Source organism: Pantoea sp. MT58 (genome assembly GCF_014495885.1).
GTDB classification, from domain to species: domain Bacteria; phylum Pseudomonadota; class Gammaproteobacteria; order Enterobacterales; family Enterobacteriaceae; genus Pantoea; species Pantoea eucalypti.
In genome coordinates this window covers 3,079,396-3,102,581 of sequence record NZ_CP061083.1, presented here as the reverse complement: position 1 = coordinate 3,102,581, position 23,186 = coordinate 3,079,396, and the positions used below count along the sequence as shown (strand labels likewise).

Here is a 23,186-nt window from a genome sequence, read left to right as displayed (position 1 = left end):
TTTTAAGCAGTGGTAACAAAAAGAAAGGGCGCGATAATCGCGCCCTTTTCATGCTGTATCGGTGCCAGTTACCAGACGTAAGTCAGCAGGTCCTTTGAAGCCGGAGCCAGCGAATCTACCGACATCATCACGCTCAGCGCGGTGATGGTCACGATAGAAAAGACAAACAGCTTGCGTGCCCAGACACGGTCATCTGCGGTTTTGTAACCCGATAACGCCATGCCCAGCCACCAGACGCTGACCGCAGCAGCCACAACCAGATATTTGTAACCCGCGTAGCCACCCAGCGTCAGCATCAGCGTGGCAATCATAAACGCCAGAATATAGAGCGTAATATGATTCTTAGCCACGGAAATGCCTTTCACCACCGGCAGAACCGGGATGTTCGCTGCCTGATAATCTTTAAAGCGGAAGATAGCAATCGCGTACGAATGCGGCATCTGCCACAGGCTAAAGATCGCCAGCAGGATTAACGCACCAGCATCAAACTGGTTAGAGACTGCACAGTAGCCGATAACCGGCGGCGCAGCACCTGACAGACTGCCAATCAGCGTTCCGTAAACGGAATTACGCTTCATGTAGAGACTGTAGATACCCACGTACACCACGAAGCCCATCACCGCCAGCCACATGGCCAGCGGATTAGCACCGAAGTAGAGCAACGCAAAGCCGGCAATACCCAGCACAGTGGCATAAACCAGGCTTACTTTCGCGGAGATGAGGCCTTTTACCAGCACCCGATTCCTGGTTCTCTCCATCTTGATGTCAATGTCGCGGTCAATCACGTTGTTGAAAACACAACCCGATGCAACCACCAGTGACACGCCCACCAGGGTGATGAGAAACAGGGCGTAATCTGTGTTGCCTTTGGAAGCCAACAGAAATCCGCCGATCACAGAAATTAAATTCCCGAAAATAATTCCTGGTTTTGTAACTTGCAGGTATTGCTTAAACATTACGCGTGACTCTTTAGTGAGGCATCATGTTGTAGTTGAGGTTCCACATGATCCACAGTGAGCCCACTACGACAATCAGGATGATGATGGCCGAGAAAACAATGGCTACCATGTTCCAGCCACCCTCAGATTTGCTGTCTAAGTGCAGGAAGTAGACCAGGTGAACCAGCACCTGGATTACCGCACAAACCAGAACAACACCGAGGATAGTACCGTGAGATGCACTGCCATCCATTACCATCCAGAACGGGATGGCCGTCAGGATGATAGAGAGGATGAAGCCGATCATGTAGGACTTCACGCTACCGTGTGAAGCGCCATGTTCGTTAACAGAATGACTCATTACATGGCTCCCATCAGGTAAACAACGGTGAAGACGCAAATCCAGACCACGTCCAGGAAGTGCCAGAACAGGCTCAGACACATGATACGGGTGCGGTTAGTCGCGTTCAGGCCACGTTTAGAAACCTGGAACATTAGAACCAGCATCCAGATCAGACCGGAGGTCACGTGCAGACCGTGAGTACCGACCAGCGTAAAGAAGCCAGACAGGAAGCCACTGCGATCCGGACCAAAGCCTTCAGCAATCAGGTGATGGAATTCATAGATTTCCATCCCGATGAAGCCCAGACCGAACAGGAAGGTCAGCGCCAGCCAGCCGATAACGGCACCTTTTTGCTCCTTGTTCATGGAGATAACAGCCATGCCGTAAGTGATCGAACTCAACAGCAGCAGGGCGGTTTCTACCAGAACAAACGGCAGCTCAAAGATATCTTTACCTGCCGGGCCACCGGCAGTGTTGTTGACCATGACAGCATAGGTCGCAAACAGGGTTGCGAAGATAATGCAGTCACTCATCAGGTAGATCCAGAAGCCAAAGACTTTATTGGCTCCTGCATCGTGATGCCCATGCTCCGCATGGGCGTCGTGGTGATGTTTAAGAGTTTCAGTTGACATTATTTCAGACCTGCTTTGCTGATTTCGTCAAAGTGCTGGTTTTCAATCTTCTGAACTTCAGCAACCGGAACGTAGTAATCCACGTCTTCGTCGAAGCTCTTCACGATCCAGGTAACGATCATGCCGAGGAAGGAAAGACCAGCCATCCACCAGATATGCCAGATCAGCGCGAAGCCCATTACAGTAGCGAATGCGCAGATGACGATTGCAGCACCACTGTTTTTCGGCATATGAATCTCTTCATAAGATGCCGGCTGTTTGTACGCTTCGCCTTTCTCTTTCATTTCCCAGAAAGCATCACGCTCATGCACATGTGGGATGACAGCAAAGTTATAGAACGGTGGTGGTGAAGAGGTTGCCCACTCCAGCGTACGACCGCCCCACGGGTCACCTGTCACATCACGGTTCTGATCACGGTCACGTACTGAAACGTAGAACATGGTCAGCTGACACAGGATACCCATTGCAATCAGACCAGCACCGACCGCCGCAACCACCAGAAGAGGGTGGAACTGTGGATCGATATCCTGGCTCAGACGACGGGTCATGCCCATGAAGCCCAGTGCGTACAGCGGCATAAAGGCAACGAAGAAGCCAATGATCCAGAACCAGAATGCGCGCTTACCCCAGGTTTCGTTCAGGGTGAAGCCGAATGCTTTCGGGAACCAGTAGGTCACGCCTGCCATACAACCGAAGACCACACCACCGATGATAACGTTGTGGAAGTGAGCAATCAGGAACAGGCTGTTGTGCAGAATAAAGTCAGCGCCCGGAACGGCCAGCAGTACGCCGGTCATACCCCCTACAGAGAAGGTTACCAGGAAGCCAACGGTCCACAACATGGCAGAGTGCATCTGAATGCGGCCCTGATACATGGTGAACAGCCAGTTAAAGATTTTAACCCCGGTCGGAATCGCGATGATCATCGTCATGATACCGAAGAAGGCGTTAACGTTGGCACCTGCACCCATGGTGAAGAAGTGGTGCAACCAGACGATAAACGACAGCACGGTAATGGCGATGGTCGCCCACACCAGAGAGGTATAACCAAACAGACGTTTTTTGGAGAAGGTCGCAGTAATTTCTGCGAACACACCAAACACCGGCAGTACCAGGATATACACTTCCGGATGGCCCCAGACCCAGATCAGGTTGACGTACATCATCATGTTCCCGCCCATTTCATTGGTGAAGAAATGGAAGCCGAGATAACGATCAAGGGTCAACAGCGCCAGGGTCACGGTCAGAACCGGGAACGCAGCGATGATCAGGACGTTGGTGCACAGTGCGGTCCAGGTAAAGACCGGCATTTTGAACAGGCTCATGCCCGGTGCGCGCATCTTCAGGATAGTCACGAAGAAGTTAATACCGGTTAAGGTCGTACCAATACCTGAAAGCTGAAGGCTCCAGATCCAGTAATCGACCCCGACGCCGGGACTGTACTCCGCGCCGGAAAGCGGCGGATAAGCCAGCCAGCCGGTCTGTGCGAACTCGCCCACGCCCAGCGACAGGTTAACCAGGATCACACCGACCGCAGTAAACCAGAAGCTCAGGTTGTTCAGGAACGGGAACGCGACGTCACGTGCACCAATCTGCAACGGAACGGCGATGTTCATCAGGCCAACCACGAAAGGCATCGCCACGAAGAAGATCATAATCACGCCGTGCGCGGTAAAGATCTGGTCGTAGTGGTGCGGTGGCAGAATGCCCGCTTCACCGGCCGAAGCCATAACCTGCTGGGTACGCATCATAATGGCATCAGCGAAACCACGAATCAGCATGACGAATGCCATGATGATGTACATGATACCCAGGCGTTTGTGGTCGATTGACGTCAGCCATTCAGACCACAGATATTTCCACTTACCAAAATAGGTAATCGCAGCGACCAGCGCCGCACCACCTATCAGGATAGCGGCAACCGTAACCATGATAATCGGCTCATGGTACGGCACTGCATCAAGTGTTAATTTTCCGAACATCGTATTATTCCTCGGCTCCCGCGGAAGCGGCGTGACTCATGTCCATACCTTCATGCTGTGGCATGTCCATTTTCCCGTGGCTCATCTTGAACTTGTCGATGACTTGCATGAACAATTTAGGATCAGCTGAAGAGAAATATTCCACCGGGTGATTTTCGCTTGGCACAGCCACTTTCTCGAAATCATCCATAGTAGTCAGCGTGTTAGGGGCTGCTTTAACTTTAGCCACCCACTGCTGGAATTCCGCATCGTCTTTGGTTGCAATGGCTTTAAACTTCATGCCAGAGAAACCACGACCACTGAAGTTCGCAGAGATACCGTCGAAAATTCCCGGCTCATTCGCAATCAGATGCAGTTTGGTCTGCATACCAGCCATCGCATAAATCTGGCTGCCGAGCGTTGGGATGAAGAAAGAATTCATGACGGAGTTAGACGTAATTTTGAAGTTCACCGGAGTGTTTGCCGGGAAGGCAATCTGGTTCACGGTCGCAATACCCTGCTCCGGGTAAATGAACAACCATTTCCAGTCCAGTGCAACCACATCGATCTCAACCGGTTTCACATCAGATTGCAGCGGTTTGCTGGGCTCCAGTGCGTGGGTCGATTTCCAGGTCAGCACACTGAGGAAGATAATGATCAGGATCGGAATGGTCCAGACCACGGCTTCCACTTTGTTAGAGTGTGACCAGTTAGGGCTGTACTTCGCATTCGTGTTGGATGCCCGATATTTCCAGGCAAACACCACGGCCATCAGGACTGCGGGAATCACGACGATCAACATCAGGCCAAAGGCAGTCAGTATCAGCGAACGTTGCTCCAGTGCAATCTGTCCTTTGGGATTTAACAATGCACTATCGCAGCCACTCATTAATAAAGTGCCTGCAATTAATGACAAAATCCCCAAACTTTTATTGTATTTACTGAGTCTCATTTAACGACCTCAATGACAAAGGGCTCTATTGTCGTTTAAGTGTGCGCGCATTTTACGGGAAGGTTTATGCAGTGTAAACCAGCTTAAGGATGTGTCAGATACGTGTTGACACCTTTTGCTAAGGGTGTCACAGATGTTGCGCCAGGTGACAAATAATTAACGCAGACAAGCAGTTGGCATCAATATAACAAAAACCAATGGAAGTAACCGTAAAAAAATCAGGGAAAGGAATAACCCTTACTTTTAACTCCCAAATATTTAACAAGTCTGCATCATTTGCGCGATGAAATTTAACTAAAGTAATTGCTCACCGGTTTTTAGTATTTCCGCTACGCCTCCTCAGGTCATATTCTTATTTTTTAAAAATAACACGCGATGATAAATGATGGCGACTTATCGGCATGGCATAAAATAAGTCGCCGCTCGTTAACCTATCGATTTTACTTAAGCATCTGATGCAGGTAACACCGGCGTTTTCTTCAGCGCCCGGTAGTCCAGCAACACCCCGGCAAGCACCGCCAGTAAGGAGAGGGTCATGCCCAGCTCGAACAGGCGGGTCAGCAGCGGTGCCAGCGCAGTCAGTCCCAGTGCATTCAGTGCCAGCGCTACCAGCCAGAGAGCCAGTACGCCGCATCCGGCTGCAAACAGACGATTAGTCCAGCGATAACCATGAGGATAGTAGCTTCGTGTGAGGAAATTGCCACTTTGCTCGACCTGATTCAGTGTGTGTCGACAAAAAGTCAGCAGTAGCAGCCCAGGCAGTCCCGCAAATACCGTAAAAGCATAAAATGTTGGCCAGCCCCAGAGTTCAACCAGCCAGCCCGCAGCCGGGCCAACATAGACCCGACCAACGGCCGAGAGCGCCGACAGCAGGGCAAACTGTGTTGCAGAGAAGGATTTGTTGCAAAGGGTCATTAACAGGGCCACGAAGGCCGCCGTGCCCATGCCGCCGCACAGGTTTTCAACAAAAACCGCGCTGGCCATACTCCACAATTGTTTGTCGGTCACCGCCAGCAGCCAGTAACCAAAGTTTGAGACTGCCTGCAGCACGCCGAAAATCATCAGTGCCCGGAACAGACTCAGACGCTGCATCAGAACACCGCCATAGAGCGCCCCGATAATCGTCGCCAGCAGGCCCAGCGTCTTGTTGACCAGGCCGACGTCACCGGCATTGAAGCCGACGCCACGAATCAAAAAGGTGGTGGTCAGCGAGGCGGCGAATGCATCGCCCAGCTTGTAAAGAATAATCAGGGTAATCAGCAACCAGGCGTTGTTACGCTGGAAAAAATCCTTAAGGGGATCAACAACCGCCTGACGCAGCGAATGTGGGGTAGAGATGCGTGTGTCGGGCTCGCTGGCCGCAAGCGTCGCGATAATACCCGGCACCATCATCAGCGCCATCAGCCAGTAGGTTGCCTGCCAGCCCAGATAGCGGTCAGCCAGCCACAACGCCAGTCCGCCTGAAATCAGCATCGCCAGACGATAACCCAGCACGGTAATCGCGGCACCGCTGCCACGTTCTTCAGGTGGCAGGATATCCGTTTTCCAGGCATCAAAGACAATATCCTGAGAGGCGGAGCAGAAAGCGATCAGCACCGCCAGCGCGGCCATCAGGGTCAGATCACGTCCTGGTTGCAGAAATCCCATCGCGAAAATCCCCCCCACCAGCGCCAGCTGACTGAGCAGCAACCAGCCGCGGCGGCGGCCCAGAAACGGCGGCGTATAGCGGTCCATCATGGGTGACCAGAGAAATTTAAAGACGTAGGCCTGGCCGACCAGCGAAAAGAAGCCAATGGTTTTTAAATCGACATTTTCCACCGTCATCCACGCCTGCAACGTGCCCGATGTCAGTGCCAGCGGCAATCCCGAAGCGAACCCAAGGAGCAACAATACGGCGGCGTTTTTCTGGCTGAAGAGGCGAAGGTAGTGGTTCATGCGGATCCTGCAGATAACAAAATGCCCTGCACAAGGCAGGGCAGAAGAGAGAGGGTGTTAACGGGCGTTTTGCTTGATGAAGTCGTTGACGCTGGTGTCCTGCGCCATATCCGCGATCACATCGCTCATGGTGGAGTTAACCGCGTTGGTGATCTTCTGGTTACTGGCGTTGAACGCGCCTTCTACGCTGTAAGTCTGGCGGTAGTTTTTAACCTGTTTGTTGCCGTTTTTTGCGGTCGCAATGATCGAAATGTCCGCTTTGGTGGTGATGCTATAGCGCACATTGCCCTGCGTCACGTCAGCATAGAGGTTGTTAACCACAATCTGAAGGTCTACCGCGCCATTAGGACCAACCATATAACCGCGAGCGGTCATCTGCTTCTCCAGCACTTCCTGCAGCAGGAAACGCAGATCGCGCGAAGGTGTTAAGGTCACTAGCTGACCATCACGGTTTACTTTTGCCAGCGCCTGATCTTTACGCTGGTCGGCACCGTTGATGCTGACGGTTACGCCCATCAGGCCCGGGTCCTGCTGTGGCAACTGAATTTTAGGCTGGATTGTCAGGGTATTATTGCTGGTTGCACAGCCGGCTAAAATGAACGCAGCCAACAGTGGGAATAACAGTTTTTTCAACATACTTTTTCTCGTTGGTGTCAGGGGGTTGGTTTGCAAAAACTGGAGGCATGATAGCATTGCCCGGCAGTGAAAAAAGCCCTGTTGCCGGTGAAATTGTGTCTGAAACCGTTTTAAGCCCCTTCTCTGACAGGTTAGTTTGCTGTTCGTTTCAGCTACGTTATTATGCGCGTCGGAGGCGGGCTGACATAAAATGCAATATTTAGCCTCTGCTGACGGGTAAGCGCACTAAAAGCGACTAAGATTGAATGAGATGGGGCACAGCGCTCGCCATTGAGGAGTAATAGCCATGATCCGCGAACAAATAGAAGAAAAGCTGCGTGTGGCATTTCAGCCAGCTCATCTGGAAGTGCATGACGAAAGCTACCGGCACAACGTTCCTGCCGGCTCAGAAAGTCACTTCAAAGTGGTCATTGTCAGCGACTGTTTTGCAGGCCAGCGCTTTCTGGCGCGTCATCGCTTAATTTATGGCGAGCTGGCGGCTGAATTAGCGGGCAGCGTTCATGCTTTAGCCCTGCATACTTACACCCTGAAAGAGTGGGAAGGATTGCAGGATACCGTACTGGCTTCGCCTAACTGCCGCGGTGCCGGTACACTCGCCTGACATCCCTTCTCTAAAACGGCCTGCGGGCCGTTTTTTCTGTTATTTAGCGAAAAACGCGATCCCTGGCTCAAAAAAGCAGCAAACCTGCTGAAAAGTGGTGAGTTAGCGTCCTCGACTCATTCCAGCGATGCCGCTATAATGCTGCGTCTATTTTTCCGGAATGTCTTCGGGACGCTTCTGGTAACAGGGATCAGGTTCTCTTCACGGAAGCCGTCCCGGTTGTTGGATACGGCGCATTTCACTATGTGTGGTGTCTGAAGTTGACCGAGCACGTGATTTTTTGAGGTAACAAGATGCAAGTTTCTGTAGAAACCACTCAGGGCCTGGGCCGTCGCATTACGATTACTGTTGCAGCTGACAGCATCGAAAGTGCAGTAAAAAAAGAACTGGTTGACGTTGCCAGGAAAGTCCGTATCGATGGTTTCCGTAAAGGCAAAGTGCCGATGAACATCGTTGCGCAGCGTTATGGCGCTTCTGTCCGTCAGGACGTGCTGGGCGAGCTGATGACGCGCAACTTCGTTGACGCCATCATCAAAGAAAAAATTAACCCGGCTGGCGCACCAAACTACGTGCCAGGTGAGTACAAAGAAGGTCAGGATTTCACTTACGCGGTTGAATTCGAAGTTTATCCGGAAGTTGAGCTGAAAGGCCTGGAAAACATCGAAGTCGAAAAACCAATCGTTGAAGTCACTGACGCTGACGTTGATACCATGCTGGACACGCTGCGTAAGCAGCAGGCCAACTGGATCGAAAGCGACGCTGCTGCAGGCCCGGAAGATCGTGCCACTATCGATTTCAACGGTTCTGTTGACGGTGAAGAGTTCGAAGGCGGCAAAGCCACTGATTTCGTTCTGGCCATGGGCCAGGGCCGCATGATCCCAGGCTTTGAAGAAGGCGTTGTGGGTCACAAAGCGGGCGAGACTTTCACTATCGATGTGAAATTCCCGGACGACTACCACGCAGAAACCCTGAAAGGGAAAGATGCGAAGTTCGAGATCGTGCTGAAGAAAGTTGAAACGCGCGAACTGCCAGAGCTGACTGAAGAGTTCATCAAACGTTTCGGCGTTGAAGATGGTTCAGTTGCCGGTCTGCGTACCGAAGTGCGTAAGAACATGGATCGCGAGCTGAAAGGCGCTATCCGTAACCGCATCAAAACGCAGGCGATCGACGGTCTGGTTGAAGCTAACGAAATCGACGTGCCAGCTGCGCTGGTTGACAGCGAAATCGACGTTCTGCGTCGTCAGGCTGCACAGCGTTTCGGTGGCAACGAACAGCAGGCGCTGGAACTGCCACGCGAACTGTTCGAAGAGCAGGCTAAACGCCGTGTTGTTGTCGGTCTGCTGCTGGGCGAAGTGATTCGTACCCATGAGCTGAAAGCTGACGAAGCACGCGTAAGCACCATGATCGAAGAGATGGCTTCTGCGTATGAAGATCCGCAGGAAGTGATCGAGTTCTACAGCAAGAATAACGAGCTGATGAACAATATGCGCAACGTCGCGCTGGAAGAGCAAGCGGTTGAAGCAGTCCTGGCGAAAGCTAAAGTGACTGAGAAAGAGACCAACTTCCAGGATCTGATGAATCAGACCGCTCAGGCCTGATCTCACATTTAACCGTCTGTGCTAAGCCCGTGACTGAAAAGTCACGGGCTTTTTTGTGTTTTGCGTACAGAACGGCACTCTTCGCTGCTATTTGTTTAATTAATCGGCAAATTATTCACGCATCGCTTTTTCCGGGTTAGCGAACAGGGAAAAGATTGTTATGCTTGAAACATGCGTGCAGCATCCCCAGATAGTGGGAGTATGCAGAAATGAGAGTGAGGCTGGCTGATTAACCGTCCTGAAGGTGTCGGAAAAGGTGCGACGTGGAGTTTCCCGCGCGTCTTACGTAGAATCGGTACAGAATGTTGCCAATGAAATTTATCCAGGAGACGGTAATGTCATACAGTGGCGATCGTGAATATACTGCACCGCACAATGCGCTGGTGCCAATGGTGGTTGAACAAACTTCGCGTGGTGAGCGTTCATACGACATCTACTCCCGTCTGCTGAAAGAGCGTGTCATTTTTCTGACCGGCCAGGTTGAAGACCACATGGCAAATCTGATCGTGGCGCAGATGCTGTTTCTGGAAGCTGAAAATCCGGAAAAAGATATCTATCTGTACATCAACTCACCTGGCGGTGTGATCACGGCCGGTATGTCGATCTACGACACCATGAAATTTATTAAACCGGATGTCAGCACCATCTGTATGGGACAGGCCTGTTCAATGGGTGCGTTCCTGCTGACGGCGGGTACCAAAGGTAAACGTTTCTGTCTGCCAAACTCACGTGTAATGATCCACCAGCCGCTGGGCGGCTATCAGGGCCAGGCGTCAGATATTGAGATCCATGCGCGCGAGATCCTGAAAGTTAAGCAGCGTATGAATGAGCTGATGGCTGAGCATACCGGTAAAACGCTGGAAGAAATTGAGCGCGATACCGAGCGTGATCGTTTCCTCTCTGCAAGTGAAGCGGTAGAGTATGGATTAGTCGATTCAATTCTGACGCATCGCCAATAAGACCCGACTTACCGTTGTCCCTGGTCTATAGTTAACAGGGTAACGGTACTATTATGGGTTGAATGAATTTCGGCCGTCTCTGCACGGCCTGAGCCGTACGCGTGTATGGCCTGAGAACTAGAAGAGGTTAACTGATGACAGATAAGCGCAAAGACGGTTCAGGAAAGTTGCTGTACTGCTCTTTTTGCGGCAAAAGCCAGCATGAAGTGCGAAAGCTGATTGCCGGGCCGTCAGTGTATATCTGCGATGAATGTGTTGACCTGTGCAACGACATCATTCGCGAAGAGATTAAAGAAGTTGCGCCGCATCGTGAACGTAGTGCGTTGCCAACCCCACATGAAATTCGCCATCACCTTGATGATTATGTCATCGGCCAGGAAAGAGCGAAGAAAGTGCTGGCGGTTGCCGTTTACAACCACTACAAGCGTTTGCGCAACGGCGATACCAGCAATGGCATCGAACTGGGCAAAAGTAACATTCTGCTGATTGGTCCCACCGGTAGTGGTAAAACGCTGCTGGCAGAAACCCTTGCACGCCTGCTGGATGTGCCGTTCACCATGGCTGACGCCACTACGCTGACTGAAGCCGGTTATGTGGGTGAAGACGTTGAAAACATCATCCAGAAACTGCTGCAGAAGTGTGATTACGACGTTCAGAAAGCACAGCGCGGCATCGTTTATATCGATGAAATCGACAAAATCTCACGCAAGTCAGATAACCCGTCGATTACCCGTGACGTGTCAGGTGAAGGCGTACAGCAGGCTCTGCTTAAGCTGATTGAAGGCACCGTCGCTGCCGTTCCACCGCAGGGTGGACGTAAGCATCCGCAGCAGGAGTTTTTGCAGGTTGATACCTCGAAAATTCTGTTTATCTGCGGCGGCGCATTTGCCGGCCTGGACAAAGTGATTTCCCAGCGTGTTGAAACCGGATCCGGTATCGGTTTCGGCGCCACCGTGAAAGGGAAGTCGCAGAAAGCCAGCGAAGGCGAATTGCTTTCACAGTGTGAACCTGAGGATTTGATCAAATTTGGTCTGATTCCTGAGTTCATCGGTCGTCTGCCAGTGGTTGCCACTCTGAGCGAACTGAGCGAAGAAGCACTGATTCAGATTCTGCGTGAACCTAAAAACGCCCTGACGAAACAGTACCAGGCGCTGTTTAACCTGGAAGGCGTTGAGCTGGAGTTCCGTGACGAGGCGTTAACTGCCATTGCGAAGAAAGCGATGTCACGTAAAACCGGTGCACGTGGTCTGCGTTCCATCGTAGAAGGCGCATTGCTGGAAACGATGTATGATCTGCCTTCCATGGACGACGTGGAAAAAGTAGTGATTGATGAATCAGTTATTGAAGGTCAGTCTGAGCCCATGTTGATCTATGGTAAGCATGAAGCGCAGGCGTCTGGCGAATAATTAAACAGATCGTCCATGTTGTCATAATAAAAAAGGGGAAAATGTTTCCCCTTTTGCTTTTCTCGCCTCTGTGACGTTGAATGTCGGATAAGCATCCCCATATACTCAGATACCTGTGGGTTTAACTGCATACCTGCCTGATGCGGTTCCCATCACCTGGCGGACATTAAACAAAGAGAGAGCTCTATGAATCCTGAGCGTTCTGAACGCATTGAAATCCCCGTGTTGCCGCTGCGCGACGTGGTGGTTTATCCGCACATGGTAATTCCGTTGTTTGTTGGCCGGGAAAAATCAATTCGGTGCCTTGAAGCCGCAATGGATCATGATAAAAAAATCATGCTGGTCGCACAGAAAGAGGCTTCAACGGATGAACCTGGCATTAACGATCTCTTTTCAGTAGGGACCGTAGCCTCAGTATTGCAAATGCTGAAACTGCCGGACGGCACCGTCAAAGTTCTGGTCGAAGGTTTACAGCGCGCCCACATTACGACGCTGGCCGATAACGGTGACCATTTTGTGGCACAAGCTGAATATCTGGTTTCGCCTGAGATCGAAGAGCGCGAGCAGGAAGTGCTGGTGCGCACGGCGATCAATCAGTTTGAAGGCTACATCAAACTCAATAAAAAGATCCCACCAGAGGTTTTAACCTCGCTGAACAATATTGACGATGCGGCCCGCCTTGCCGACACCGTCGCAGCACATATGCCACTGAAACTGGCAGACAAACAGTCTGTGCTGGAGATGTCCGACGTCAACGAGCGTCTGGAATATCTGATGGCGATGATGGAATCTGAAATCGATCTGCTGCAGGTTGAGAAGCGTATTCGCAACCGTGTTAAGAAGCAGATGGAGAAGAGCCAGCGCGAGTACTATCTGAATGAGCAGATGAAGGCGATTCAGAAAGAGCTGGGCGAGATGGATGACGCGCCTGACGAGTACGAAGCGTTAAAACGCAAAATCGACGCGGCAAAAATGCCGGAAGAAGCGCGTGAGAAAGCAGAAGCTGAGCTGCAGAAGCTGAAAATGATGTCCCCGATGTCCGCTGAAGCCACCGTGGTTCGCGGCTACATCGACTGGATGGTTCAGGTTCCGTGGAACGCGCGCAGCAAAGTGAAGAAAGATCTCCGTAAAGCGCAGGAGACGCTGGATACCGACCATTACGGCCTGGAGCGCGTGAAGGATCGTATTCTTGAGTATCTTGCGGTTCAAAGTCGCGTCAGCAAAATCAAAGGGCCGATTCTCTGCCTCGTCGGACCGCCAGGGGTAGGTAAAACTTCTCTGGGTCAGTCGATCGCGAAAGCGACCGGACGTAAATATGTGCGTATGGCGCTGGGTGGCGTGCGTGATGAAGCAGAAATCCGTGGTCACCGCCGTACTTACATCGGCTCTATGCCGGGTAAATTAATCCAGAAAATGGCGAAAGTGGGGGTTAAAAACCCGCTGTTCCTGCTGGATGAGATCGACAAAATGTCTTCTGACATGCGTGGCGATCCTGCGTCTGCCCTGCTGGAAGTGCTTGATCCTGAGCAGAACATTGCGTTCAACGACCACTATCTGGAAGTCGACTATGACCTCTCTGATGTGATGTTTGTGGCAACGTCGAACTCAATGAACATTCCGGCACCGCTGCTGGATCGTATGGAAGTGATTCGTCTGTCGGGTTACACCGAAGATGAAAAGCTGAATATCGCTAAGCAGCATCTGCTGACTAAGCAGATTGAACGTAACGCCCTGAAAGCCAGCGAAATTACGGTTGAAGACAGCGCGATTGTCGGCATTATCCGTTACTACACCCGTGAAGCCGGTGTGCGTAGCCTTGAGCGTGAGCTGTCGAAGTTGTGTCGTAAAGCGGTGAAATCACTGCTGATGGACAAGACTAAGAAGCACATCACCATCAATGGCGAAAACCTCAAGGACTTCCTGGGCGTACAGCGCTTTGACTATGGCCGTGCTGACAGTGAAAACCGTGTTGGTCAGGTTACTGGCCTGGCCTGGACGGAAGTGGGTGGCGATCTGCTGACCATTGAAACCGCCTGCGTGCCGGGTAAAGGCAAACTGACTTACACCGGTTCTCTGGGTGAAGTGATGCAGGAGTCGATTCAGGCTGCACTGACCGTAGTGCGTGCCCGTGCCGAGAAGCTTGGCATCAATGGTGACTTCTACGAAAAACGTGATATTCACGTTCACGTGCCAGAAGGCGCCACACCGAAAGATGGTCCAAGTGCCGGTATCGCCATGTGTACTGCGCTGGTTTCCTGTCTGACCGGTAACCCGGTTCGTGCAGATGTCGCCATGACCGGTGAGATTACCCTTCGTGGTCAGGTACTGCCGATTGGTGGGCTGAAAGAAAAACTGCTGGCAGCACACCGTGGCGGTATTAAAACTGTGCTGATCCCGGACGACAACAAGCGTGATCTGGAAGAAATTCCACAGAACGTGATTGCCGATCTGGAGATTCATCCGGTGAAACGCATTGAAGAGGTGCTGAATCTGGCACTGGAAAATGCGCCATACGGCATGCAGGTCGCGACAGCAAAATAGTGATTAACGGCATAAACCGTTAAAAAGCGGAGCTGGCAAGGCAATTGGCGCTTGCCAGCTTTTTTTTGTGCCGCTAATTTAGGTGGCTGACGACGCGACGTTCTCAGAGAAATTACGTTGTTTCGGCGTCACTGGCTTGATATAACTTGCTGCGCGCTCGGACCTGGCTGGATGCAGGGTGCGATGTGAAATAATAAAAGAGGGGATGAATAGAGTGAATAAGTCACAATTGATCGACAAAATTGCTGCCGATGCTGATATTTCTAAAGCTGCTGCAGGACGTGTTTTAGATGCATTTATGGGCTCAGTTTCAGATGCGCTGAAAGAGGGTGATGAAGTGGCTCTGGTGGGTTTCGGCACATTCTCTGTGCGTGACCGCGCTGCACGTACCGGTCGTAATCCGCAAACCGGTAAAGAGATCACCATTCCGGCCGGTAAAGTTCCCGGTTTCCGTGCTGGTAAAGCATTGAAAGACGCTGTCAATTAATAACAACGAATAGATTCATTGACGCATTTTCTTCAGTGGATTAGAGGACGATTAACCCGTTCTCATGTAACATACGGGCACATCAATCTGATGTGCCTTTTTTTTGTTTTAACCGGTGAGAATCGGGCCGTAAGATGGACCTGGACCGGATTGAGACTGCCAGCTAAGCCTGCAGTTGCGTGAGTCGCCAGCGAGTGGCGAATTGCGACCGAGCTTTACATTCACACTACAGCGGAGTGTTGCCATACCATGATGGACAATTTACGCGCGGCGTCGAACAATGTCGTGCTCAAGATTATTCTGGGACTGATTATGGTCTCCTTTGTGCTGACGGGCGTTGGCAACTATCTGATTGGCGGCAATAACGATTATGCGGCCAAAGTTAATGGTCAGGAGATCAGCCGTGGACAGCTGGAGCAGGCGTTCAACAGCGAACGCAGCCGTCAGCAGCAGATGCTGGGCGACCAGTTCTCGCAGTTGGCCAGCAACGATGGCTACATGCAGCAGATCCGCCAGCAGGCGCTGTCGCAGTTAATCGATCAGGCGCTGCTTGACAGCTACATCAAAGATCTCCACCTCAGCATCAGTGACGATCAGGTTAAGCAGGCTATCTTCAATCAGCAGGCTTTCCAGACCAACGGCAAATTCGATAATGCGAAATATCTGGCTCTGATCGGCAACATGGGTTTCAGTGCTGACCAGTACGCTGAAGCATTGCGTAAGCAACTTTCTAATCAGCAGCTGATTAATGCCGTTGCTAACACCGATTTCACGCTCAAAGGCGAAGCCAGTAAACTGGTGGACCTGGTTTCACAACAGCGTGACATTCGTCAGGCGACGCTGGACGTCAACGCGCTGGCGGCGAAGCAAACCGTCACCGACGATGAAATCAGTCAGTATTATCAGCAGCATAAAACCAGTTTTATGGCGCCGGAACAGTTCCGTGTCAGCTATATCCTGATGGATGCGGCCAGCATGCAACAGGATGCCAGCGAGGCGGATATTCAGGCCTGGTACGACCAGCATAAAGCAGACTATACACAGCCGCAGCGTACGCGTTACAGCGTGATTCAGACTAAAACTGAAGCCGATGCCAATGCGGTACTGGCCCAGCTGAAAGGTGGCGCCAGCTTCGCGGATGTGGCGAAAGCCAAATCAATCGACCCTATTTCTGCGCGTAAGGGCGGTGATATGGGCTGGCTGGAACCTTCAACGACGCCGGATGAGCTGAAAAATGCGGGTCTGACTCAGAAAGGCCAGATGTCAGGCGTGATCAAATCCTCAGTGGGTTTCCTGGTCGTTCGTCTCGACGATATTCAGCCAGAGCAGGTTAAGCCGCTGAATGACGTTCGCAGCGCCATTGCCGCGAAAGTGAAGCAGGAAAAGGGCGTTGATGCCTTCTACAAACTGCAACAGAAAGTCAGCGAAGCAGCCAGCAATGACAATGAGTCACTGGCGGGTGCGGAGCAGGCTTCGGGTCTGAAAGCGAAAGAGACCGGCTGGTTCAGCCAGGATACGCTGCCAGACGCACTGAACTTCGATGCGGTGAAGCAGGCGATCTTTAATGGTGGCCTTGTGGGGCAAAACGGCGCGCCGGGCAACAACTCCGATATCATCACTGTTGATGGCGATCGTGCCTTTGTGCTGCGTATCAGTGAGCACAAACCAGAAGCGGTAAAACCGCTGGATCAGGTTAAGGCGCAGATCACGGACACGCTTAAGCATGATAAAGCGACGCAGCAGGCGAAAGCCCAGGCGGATAAACTCCTGACCGATCTCAAAGCCGGTAAGCAGGATGCGCTGACTGCCGCGGGTCTGACCCTGAGCGCCAGCAAAACTGTTGACCGTAACGCGCAGGATCCTGTTGCACAGGCGGCCTTTAATCTCCCTCAGCCCGCGGAAAATAAACCTTCATGGGGTGTGAGCGAAGATATGCAGGGCAACGTGGTACTGGTGGCGGTTGATAAAGTTAAAACGGGTAGCATGCCGCAGGCGCAGATTGACGAAATGGTCAAAGGCGTCACGCAGAATAATGCACAGCTGACGTTTGAAGCGTTGCTGCAAAACCTGCGTAAAGAAGCCAAAATTAAGTACGGCGCTGCTGCACAAATGCAGTAAGCCTCGCAGAAACAGTGCAACAACAGTAACAATCAAAGGCCGCATTCGCGGCCTTTTCCATTTCTGCAATTCCACTTTTGTGCCTTGTGCGCAGCGGTGACACGCTGTCGCTGCTGTTTAAACACAAGGAGAAACACAGCATGGCTAAACCTAAACTCGTTGCCCTTTATCTTTCCCTCGCGCTGGGTGGTGCACTCTGTCATACCAGCGTCTCTGCGGCCCCTGAATCTGCCAGCGACGCTGTCACGCAGAGCGCACTATCCGCGTCAAAGCCGGCATCACCATTACAGCCACAGCAGGAGCAGGTCAGTATCAATGACGCGACAGCGGAACAGCTCACTGCCGTCATGAATGGCGTAGGGTTGAAAAAAGCCCAGGCGATTGTGAGCTATCGCGAACAGTACGGGCCCTTTAGCGCAATTCAGCAACTTAGCGAAGTGCCGGGCATTGGCAACGCGTTGATAGAGCGGAATGCGGGCAGGCTGAAATTGTGAGGCAGTACACATCTGTGATGCTTAAGCCGCGCTGAGCAGGCGACTCTGCTAAAGTGAACAGGTCCAACCAGTTAACTTACAGTAGCAGGAGAGCATGACCATGCAGACCACCATAAAAGTGCGCGGCTATCATCTGGATGTCTATCAGCACGTCAACAATGCACGCTATCTTGAGTTTCTTGAGGAAGCTCGCTGGGAATGGCTGGAAGAGGTTGAAGCATTCCACTGGTTGCAGGAACAGAAACTGGCTTTTGTGGTGGTCAACATCAACATCAATTATCGTCGCCCGGCCGTGCTGGGCGACGTACTCACTATCGACAGTGCAATCACGCAGTTGAATGGTAAAAGCGGCATTATTGCGCAGCGGGTTTTGCTGGCAGGTCAGGAAACCGTCGTGGCGGATGCTGCCCTCACGTTTGTCTGTATTGATTTGCGGACCCAGAAGGCGGTTGCGCTGGAAGGAGAATTACGCGAGCGACTGATGCGTCTGATGGCATAAACCGGGTAAAGGCGGCAAACTAAATTCTCTGCCGCCACGCCAGAGTGCCTTAACTAAGGCCGCTCTTAGCTTTCATCGCGGCCATTACGCTATCACGATCGTTGAGATACCCCTGCAAGCCATTAGCCCTTAAATTGCAGGCAGCACACTCACCACATCCGTCACCTTTCACGCCGTTATAGCAGGTCAGCGTCTGCTCACGTACCAGCGAAAGCTGCTGCCAGTAGTCCGCCAGCGCCCAGGTTTCCGCTTTGTTGAGCCACATCAGCGGCGTCTCAAAACGAACCTCGCGCGCCATGCCAAGCGACACCGCATGGTTCAGCGCTTTAACAAACTCATCACGGCAATCGGGATAGCCAGAGAAATCGGTCTCACAGACGCCAGTGATCACCGCTTCCGCTTCAACCTGGTAGGCGTAAACCGAGGCCAGCGTCAGAAAGAGAATATTGCGGCCCGGCACGAACGTACTGGGTAAACCACTGGCCTCAGGATTGTAAGCCGGCACCGGAATGTTATCCCGTGTCAGGCTGCTGACGGCGAGTTCGTTCAGCATGGTCACATCCAGTACTTTATGCGCGCGCGCGCCCAGTTTACTGGCCAGATCCCGGGCAACCTCAATCTCTTCCCGGTGGCGTTGTCCATAATCGAACGTGACGCAGTGAACCTCATCATATTGCTCTAAGGCCTGAATCAGACAGGTAGTGGAGTCTTGTCCACCGCTGAAAACTACAACAGCGCGTTTCATGGTGTTTTCCTGGTCATTAATTTTGCGCTTATGGTAATGCCTCAGTCCGCTGCTGAACAGCTGCAAGGCGGATCAATGGGCGGTGGAATCCAGGCGCGACTGAAATCGAACCAGCCCAGGGTGTTGAGCTCAATGCCTTCAACGCCAGGCGGTGCGTGGATTTGGTAGCGATAATTGAACAGCGGCAGCAGAATGCCCTTCATCATCAGCTGATGATAAAGCTGGTGAAGCGTGTGAGTACGAATGTTGCTGTCCGCGATCTGCTGAATAGCCAGCAGTTGCGCCTGGACGTCTTCGCCCTCTGGTGTGACCCACAGCGGCCGCCATAGCGGATCGCTCTGCAACCAGTTGGCCAATGTAAAGACCGGCGCATCGCCAATCAGCCTGTCACCCATCACGATATCTGCTTCATCGAGTTGCTCAATGCGGTGCCAGTTTTTTACCGGGTGAAACACTACGTTCAGGCTGCAACCGTGCCGTTTTAACAGGGCAACCAGCGCCTGTGACATCTGGTGTAATTCAACCGGTAACTGATAATGCAGCGTCAGTGTCGCCGGCAAGGGGACCGGGACACGATTAATCCGCGGCACATCCCAGCCAGGTAACAGTTCGCTGCTGGGCGTGATTAATCCTTCATCCAGTGGCAACCGGCTGACGATGCCGCTTTGCTGAATTAGCTGAAAAAGCGTACGTGCCTGATCGCGCGTAAATCCGGCTCGTGGTCGGCAGACCAGATAACAGAAGCCCAGACTGATGCTGCTGCTCACCGGTTGTAACGTCCTGAGCTCATTGGCATCCCCTATGGCAATTTGCACCGGATGACGACAGCTACTGCCGAGAGCAGGATCAAACAACTGAGGCGTAATCCAGTACTCAACGGCTTGCAACAGCGGCCGCTGCAGATGCCAGCGGGAATGACTTTCAATCCTGACCAGTTCAGGACTAAAGTGCGCCAGTTTCCATGGGCCGCTGCCAATGACAGCATCATCAGGATGGGGCAACAGGCATAACAGATGGGCAAGGCGATGAGGCAGCCAGAAGTCAGGGCGTCGCAGGATAAACCGCAGCGCAAGCGGATGGGGGGCATCCACGCTAATCACATCAGCCAGCAATACACGCACGCGGGTATCGTGCAATAGCTGACGGAATTGCGTCACCAGTTGTGCGGCCTGCACTGGCTCGTCGTTGTGCCACATTAGCTGAGGCCGTAACCAGAATAACCAGCTACATGATGCCTCATCATGTTGCCAGTGGTGTGCCAAATCGCCCACCGGCTCATCCTGTTCAAACCGGGTCAGTCCTGAGTAGATCTGGCGCACCAGATGCTGTTCAGCCCGTCCGGCAATCTGGCGCGGCTCAGTGCTTTCCATCGGGCGATAGTAGGGAATACGCAGAACCGGCGTATCGTTCTGCCACTGACCACCCATGAGTGGCCGCAGCATATTGATCAGCCTTTCCGGTGCCAGATCCAGCAACTGCAAAGCATCCGCCGCCTCTCCGGCATCAAGCTGGCGTTGCAGCAACTGCTGTCGTAATTGTTCAGGCGTTTGCAGAAACGTTAATTTCCCCTGCTTGCCACGGCCTGGCTCGCCATGCCAGCGAAGCCAGCCTGCGTGCTGCCACTGTGACAGCAACGTTCGCAGATGGCGTTCGCTGCAGATGCAGTGGCGCGCCATCTCTGCCACGCAGGTCTGCTGAGAGGCGCCCAGACTCTGCTGCCACAGACGTTGAAACTGATTAAGGCGATTAAGTTGGCGCATGCTAAACCCGGAACAGTTTTTTTTAAGTATTCACTATTAGTTCCGCAATTTACAGGCAATAGTAAAGCCATCTTTCAGCAGGAGGGGAATCATGGTGCGTTTAGCCGCGTTCGATATGGATGGCACATTGTTGCTGCCGAATCATCAGTTGGGGCAGCAGACTCTGGAGAGTTTGCAGGCATTGCATCTGCGTGATGTTAATCTCGCGCTGGCAACGGGCCGCCATCTGCAGGAAATGCAGATCCTGCGGGAAAAAATGACACTTCCCGCATGGCTGATCACCGGTAATGGCACCCGCGTACACGATCGATCTGGCAATCTTATCTTCGCACGTGATCTGCCTCCTGCCGTCGCTGAAGAGGTCATCCACCGCCACTGGGATACCACCGCGACAATCCATATTTTCAACGATCAGGGGTGGTTTACCGATCGACCTGCTCCGGAGCTGCTGGTGGCCCATCAGATGAGCGGATTCGGTTATCAACTGTGCGATCTTAAAAAGCTGCCTGCGCATCAGGTGACAAAAATCTGCTTTATTGATCAGCATCAGAATCTGTGTCGGCTAAAGATCTCGCTGGATGCCGCATTGGGCGAGCAGGCTACGATCTGCTTCTCTGGGGTGGACACGCTGGAGGTCTTGCCCGCTCACTGCAACAAAGGCAGCGCGCTGGCGCTGTTATGTGATCACCTGTCGCTGACAATGGCGGAATGTATGGCGTTTGGTGATGCGATGAACGATCGCGAGATGCTGGCGCAGGTCGGGCAGGGCTTCATCATGGGCAATGCGATGGCGCAATTGAAAGCCGCACTTCCGCATTTACCCGTATTAGGGCATTGCGAGACACAGGCAGTGTCTCACTATTTAAATCACTGGCTGGCTACACCTGACCTCGCGTATTCCCCCGAATGCTGAGGATTGCCATGCACCGGACAGGATGTCCGGTTTTTTATTCCAGCTCGCGCTGCCACGGCGTGATATCGCCAATATGTTTTGCTACCCACTCTGGCTGATAGTAGCTATCGGGATAACGTTCGCCACTGTCGCAAAGCAGTGTCACCAGCGCCCCTTGCTGATTTGCCGCCCGCAAGCGTTTCGCCACCTGCATCATGCCCCAGAAATTAGTGCCGGTAGAGGCGCCAGGTTTGCGTCCCAGAATCTTTTCCAGTTTCAGCATGGCGGCCAGCGTCGCACCATCCGGCACTTTTATCATTTCATCGATCACGTCAGGCATAAACGAGGGTTCTACCCGTGGACGGCCAATCCCCTCGATCATGCTGCCGCGCGTGCTGGTCAGAGTGGCATCACGCTGCCTCCAGTAGTCGAAAAAGACAGAATGCTGCGGATCCACTACCAGCATTTTCGTTTCCAGTCCCTGGTAACGAATATAGCGGCCCAGGGTCGCTGAAGTGCCGCCGGTGCCTGCACTCATGATGACAGTATGGGGAATGGGATAGGGCTCGTGCTGCATCTGACGAAAGATGCTCTCTGCAATGTTGTTATTGCCACGCCAGTCTGTCGCGCGTTCAGCGTAAGTAAACTGATCCATAAAATGGCCATTCAGCTGCCGCGCCAGCCGTTCAGACTCTGCGTAAAGCTGGCAGGGATCCTCGACAAAATGGCACTGTCCGCCATAAAACGCGATCTGCTCAATTTTACGCTTCGCTGTACTGGCGGGCATCACTGCAATAAACGGCAGGCCCAGCAGCCTTGCGAAGTACGCCTCAGAAACGGCAGTGCTGCCTGACGAGGCTTCTATAATCGGCGTATCCTGTTTAATCCAGCCATTAGAAAGGCCGTAAAGAAAAAGAGATCGTGCCAGCCGATGTTTAAGACTGCCACTGGGATGGGTGCTCTCATCTTTCAGATAGAACCAGATGCCGGGAAAATCCGCCAGATCGAACCGGATCAAGTGGGTCTCTGCCGATCGTTGAAAGTCAGCATTAATTTCGTTGATAGCGTGACGAATCCAGCAAGTGTGCATCTCAGGCGTCCGATAAAAAATAATGAGACTATTTTATGGCACGTGCAGGAAAAAGAGATTGCAAAATTACCGCTAAAATCGCGGTAATGGAGAAAATTATTCTCTCGGAGCCCCGAATGTTAGATAAAACTGACCTCAAATTGCTCGCGCTACTGCAGCAGGACTGTACCCTGTCACTGCAGGCATTGGCGGATGCCGTCAACCTTACCACCACACCCTGCTGGAAGCGCCTGAAAAAACTGGAAGATGATGGCATTATTCGCGCTCGGGTAGCGTTGCTGGATGGTGATAAAATCGGACTGTCACTGACGGCATTTATGTTTGTGAAAACCCAGCAGCACAGCCGCGACTGGTATCAGACTTTTGTCTCCGTGGTGAGTAGCATGCCGGAGGTCATGGCCTTTTACCGCATGGCAGGGGAGTATGATTACCTGCTGCGCATTCAGGTGGCCGATATGAAAAGCTATGATGCTTTTTACAAGCGAGTAGTCAATGGGGTGCCCGGCCTGATTGATGTGACATCCAGCTTCGCCATGGAAGAGATTAAATACACCACGGCTTTACCTGTCGCCCTCTGAGGGCCTGAGATTGAGAGCAGC

At 52.3% G+C, this 23,186-nt stretch carries 21 protein-coding genes; 11 read left to right on the top strand and 10 right to left on the bottom strand.

Going from position 1 to position 23,186, the window contains the following annotated elements:
• Positions 1-68: 68 nt before the first annotated feature.
• From cyoE to IAI47_RS14670, 7 genes are all read right to left on the bottom strand, one after another.
• On the bottom strand, positions 69-956 hold the full coding sequence (gene cyoE, locus IAI47_RS14700; RefSeq protein WP_008924888.1) for a heme o synthase: 888 nt from the start codon (positions 954-956) through the stop codon (positions 69-71).
• A 13-nt stretch (positions 957-969) separates the two neighbouring features.
• On the bottom strand, positions 970-1,299 hold the full coding sequence (locus IAI47_RS14695; protein ID WP_008924889.1) for a cytochrome o ubiquinol oxidase subunit IV: 330 nt from the start codon (positions 1,297-1,299) through the stop codon (positions 970-972).
• A complete protein-coding gene (locus IAI47_RS14690) occupies positions 1,299-1,913 on the bottom strand; it encodes a cytochrome o ubiquinol oxidase subunit III (protein WP_008924890.1) in 615 nt (204 codons plus the stop codon). The genes IAI47_RS14695 and IAI47_RS14690 overlap by 1 nt, the downstream gene beginning before the upstream one ends.
• On the bottom strand, positions 1,913-3,895 hold the full coding sequence (gene cyoB, locus IAI47_RS14685; RefSeq protein ID WP_008924891.1) for a cytochrome o ubiquinol oxidase subunit I: 1,983 nt from the start codon (positions 3,893-3,895) through the stop codon (positions 1,913-1,915). Before cyoB ends, IAI47_RS14690 begins: the two co-directional genes overlap by 1 nt.
• A 4-nt stretch (positions 3,896-3,899) precedes the next feature.
• A complete protein-coding gene (gene cyoA / locus IAI47_RS14680; RefSeq protein ID WP_008924892.1) occupies positions 3,900-4,826 on the bottom strand; it encodes a cytochrome o ubiquinol oxidase subunit II in 927 nt (308 codons plus the stop codon).
• Between the two features lie 444 nt (positions 4,827-5,270).
• A complete protein-coding gene (gene ampG / locus IAI47_RS14675) occupies positions 5,271-6,761 on the bottom strand; it encodes a muropeptide MFS transporter AmpG (protein ID WP_008924893.1) in 1,491 nt (496 codons plus the stop codon).
• A 57-nt stretch (positions 6,762-6,818) separates the two neighbouring features.
• Positions 6,819-7,397: a lipoprotein gene (locus IAI47_RS14670; RefSeq protein WP_008924894.1), complete on the bottom strand. Its 579-nt coding sequence runs from the start codon at positions 7,395-7,397 to the stop codon at positions 6,819-6,821.
• A 286-nt stretch (positions 7,398-7,683) separates the two neighbouring features.
• Between IAI47_RS14670 and bolA the strand changes: the two genes are divergently transcribed.
• From bolA to IAI47_RS14625, 9 genes are all read left to right on the top strand, one after another.
• Positions 7,684-7,998 (top strand): transcriptional regulator BolA, encoded by a 315-nt coding sequence (gene bolA / locus IAI47_RS14665; protein ID WP_008924895.1) that lies wholly within the window; start codon positions 7,684-7,686, stop codon positions 7,996-7,998.
• Positions 7,999-8,291: 293 nt separating this feature from the next.
• Positions 8,292-9,596 (top strand): trigger factor, encoded by a 1,305-nt coding sequence (gene tig / locus IAI47_RS14660; protein WP_008924896.1) that lies wholly within the window; start codon positions 8,292-8,294, stop codon positions 9,594-9,596.
• A 335-nt stretch (positions 9,597-9,931) separates the two neighbouring features.
• Positions 9,932-10,555, top strand: a complete 624-nt coding sequence (gene clpP, locus IAI47_RS14655) for an ATP-dependent Clp endopeptidase proteolytic subunit ClpP (protein WP_003850496.1) — start codon at positions 9,932-9,934, stop codon at positions 10,553-10,555.
• A gap of 134 nt (positions 10,556-10,689) precedes the next feature.
• Positions 10,690-11,961, top strand: a complete 1,272-nt coding sequence (clpX, locus tag IAI47_RS14650) for an ATP-dependent protease ATP-binding subunit ClpX (RefSeq protein ID WP_003850494.1) — start codon at positions 10,690-10,692, stop codon at positions 11,959-11,961.
• A 186-nt stretch (positions 11,962-12,147) separates the two neighbouring features.
• Entirely contained in the window at positions 12,148-14,502 is a 2,355-nt protein-coding gene (gene lon / locus IAI47_RS14645) for an endopeptidase La (protein WP_003850493.1), read from the top strand.
• A gap of 214 nt (positions 14,503-14,716) precedes the next feature.
• Entirely contained in the window at positions 14,717-14,989 is a 273-nt protein-coding gene (gene hupB, locus IAI47_RS14640) for a nucleoid-associated protein HU-beta (RefSeq protein ID WP_033731763.1), read from the top strand.
• A gap of 249 nt (positions 14,990-15,238) precedes the next feature.
• Complete coding sequence (ppiD, locus tag IAI47_RS14635; protein ID WP_008924898.1) at positions 15,239-17,107, top strand: peptidylprolyl isomerase; 1,869 nt, start codon at positions 15,239-15,241, stop codon at positions 17,105-17,107.
• Positions 17,108-17,247: 140 nt separating this feature from the next.
• A complete protein-coding gene (locus IAI47_RS14630) occupies positions 17,248-17,601 on the top strand; it encodes a helix-hairpin-helix domain-containing protein (RefSeq protein ID WP_008924899.1) in 354 nt (117 codons plus the stop codon).
• A gap of 100 nt (positions 17,602-17,701) precedes the next feature.
• Entirely contained in the window at positions 17,702-18,100 is a 399-nt protein-coding gene (locus IAI47_RS14625) for a thioesterase family protein (protein WP_003850485.1), read from the top strand.
• 49 nt (positions 18,101-18,149) lie between these two features.
• On the opposite strand, the gene queC is transcribed toward IAI47_RS14625, so the two are convergent.
• Together queC and IAI47_RS14615 are read right to left on the bottom strand one after the other, a co-directional pair.
• Complete coding sequence (gene queC / locus IAI47_RS14620; RefSeq protein WP_008924900.1) at positions 18,150-18,845, bottom strand: 7-cyano-7-deazaguanine synthase QueC; 696 nt, start codon at positions 18,843-18,845, stop codon at positions 18,150-18,152.
• Positions 18,846-18,886: 41 nt separating this feature from the next.
• A complete protein-coding gene (locus tag IAI47_RS14615; protein WP_008924901.1) occupies positions 18,887-20,605 on the bottom strand; it encodes an SgrR family transcriptional regulator in 1,719 nt (572 codons plus the stop codon).
• A 91-nt stretch (positions 20,606-20,696) separates the two neighbouring features.
• Here IAI47_RS14615 and cof point away from each other — a divergent pair, with 91 nt between their 5' ends.
• Positions 20,697-21,518 carry an HMP-PP phosphatase gene (gene cof, locus IAI47_RS14610; RefSeq protein WP_008924902.1) on the top strand — a complete coding sequence of 274 codons (822 nt, stop codon included), beginning with the start codon at positions 20,697-20,699 and terminating at the stop codon, positions 21,516-21,518.
• 34 nt (positions 21,519-21,552) lie between these two features.
• Here cof and IAI47_RS14605 read toward each other — a convergent pair whose 3' ends face one another.
• The gene (locus IAI47_RS14605; RefSeq protein WP_008924903.1) at positions 21,553-22,587 is read right to left on the bottom strand and encodes a PLP-dependent cysteine synthase family protein; all 1,035 of its coding nucleotides are present in this window, start codon (positions 22,585-22,587) and stop codon (positions 21,553-21,555) included.
• A gap of 116 nt (positions 22,588-22,703) precedes the next feature.
• On the opposite strand from IAI47_RS14605, the gene IAI47_RS14600 reads away from it, so the two are divergent.
• Positions 22,704-23,165: an Lrp/AsnC family transcriptional regulator gene (locus tag IAI47_RS14600; RefSeq protein WP_033742960.1), complete on the top strand. Its 462-nt coding sequence runs from the start codon at positions 22,704-22,706 to the stop codon at positions 23,163-23,165.
• Positions 23,166-23,186: the final 21 nt, after the last annotated feature.